General features: G+C 67.3%; 1 protein-coding gene. It reads left to right on the top strand.

All coding sequences use genetic code 11. The features are described from left to right. The first annotated feature begins 84 nt into the window (after positions 1 to 84). Positions 85 to 1,458 carry an IS701 family transposase gene (locus tag HNQ61_RS28175; RefSeq protein ID WP_170036607.1) on the top strand — a complete coding sequence of 458 codons (1,374 nt, stop codon included), beginning with the start codon at positions 85 to 87 and terminating at the stop codon, positions 1,456 to 1,458. The last annotated feature ends 17 nt before the right edge of the window (positions 1,459 to 1,475 follow it).

Here is a 1,475-nt window from a genome sequence, read left to right as displayed (position 1 = left end):
ATCTAGACTTTAGCACTTTGTGGACAAAAGCGGCAGGCAGTTTGCCCCTGAGCTTGCAACCCTTCCGGCCAGAAGGAGCGAGTCATGGACCACCTGCCTGCCGCAATCGCCAAGGTGCTGGAGCCGTTCGCACCCGTGTTTCGTCGTCCCACGTGGAAGCGCGCCCGCCGGCTCCTCGTCGGCGCGATCCTGTCTCCGGGCGCCCGTACCGTAGCCGCTGCCCTGCGAACGCTGGGTCTGGAGCACGGGCGTGGCTTCTCCAGCTATCACCGGGTGCTCTCCCAAGCCCGCTGGTCCAGCCTCGCCCTCTCAGGCACCCTGCTGCGCTCCCTGGTCGCAGCCTTTGTGCCCGCCGACGCGGAAGTTGTCCTGGGCATCGACGAAACGCTGGAACGGCGCCGGGGCGAGCGCATCCACGCCAAGGGGTTGTACCACGACAACGCGCGCAGCAGCAAGAGCATTCACGTCCGCTCGCACGGCCTGCGCTGGATCAGTGTCATGCTGCTCACGCCTGTTCCCTGGGCCACGCGCCTCTGGGCGCTTCCCTTCCTGACGCTGCTCACCCCGTCGAAGCGGTCATGCGAGACCCGGGGCGTACGCTACAAGCCCCTCGGCCACTGGGCTCGCCAAGCCATGCTTCAGCTGCGCCGCTGGCTTCCCGGCCGGCGGATCGTTCTGGTCGGCGACAACAACTACAGCACGATCGATCTGCTCGCTCGCGCGGCCAGGCACCGGGTCACCGTTGTCACTCGGCTCCGGCTCGATGCCGCGCTCTACCTCCCAGCCCCCGCGCGCGAGGAACCCGGCCGCCTTCGCCGGCGTGGGCGCCCGCCCAAGAAGGGCCCGCGGCTCCCGACCCTCAAGGCACGCCTGGAAGATCCTTCCACGATCTGGTGCCGCTGCTCGCTCCTCTGGTACGGCGGCGGGACGCGCGAGGTCGACCTCCTTACCGGGACCGCCGTCTGGTTCCGCGGCGGGCTGCCCCCCGTCTCCATCCGCTGGGTGCTGCTGCGCGACCCACTGGGCAAGTTCGAGCCGCAGGCCCTTGTCTCCAACGAGCCGGATCTCACCGCCGAGCAGATCGTCGGCTACTTCCTCCGCCGCTGGCAGGTCGAGGTCACCTTTGCGGAGGCCCGCGCGCACCTCGGGGCCGAAACCCAGCGCCAGTGGTCGGACCTCGCGATCCAGCGCACCACGCCCGCCCTCTTCGCCCTCTTCTCGATCGTTACCCTCTGTGCCCGCGAACTGCTCGGCCCAAACCCCGCCCCCGTTCGTACGGCCGCTTGGTATACCAAGCCCGAAGCAACCTTCTCCGACATCCTTTCCCTCGTGCGGCGCTCCCTTTGGCGCGCGGCCGTTCCACCGATTAAACGACGATCGGTCGACAACGACGATGTCGTATTAATTCCTTCTGCCCTTTGGAGACGCTGGGAAGATCTCCTCAGCTTCGCCGCGTAAAGTGCTAAAGTCTAGTT

It is taken from the genome of Longimicrobium terrae (genome assembly GCF_014202995.1).
GTDB lineage: Bacteria > Gemmatimonadota > Gemmatimonadetes > Longimicrobiales > Longimicrobiaceae > Longimicrobium > Longimicrobium terrae.
The sequence above is the reverse complement of the archived record's forward strand: the minus strand, read 5'-3'. Positions and strand labels throughout refer to the sequence as shown.

What these genes read in the sequence shown, in the direction of transcription:
- HNQ61_RS28175 (WP_170036607.1), top strand. Translation starts at nt 85, where the DNA reads ATGGACCACCTGCCTGCCGCAATCGCCAAGGTGCTGGAGCCGTTCGCA.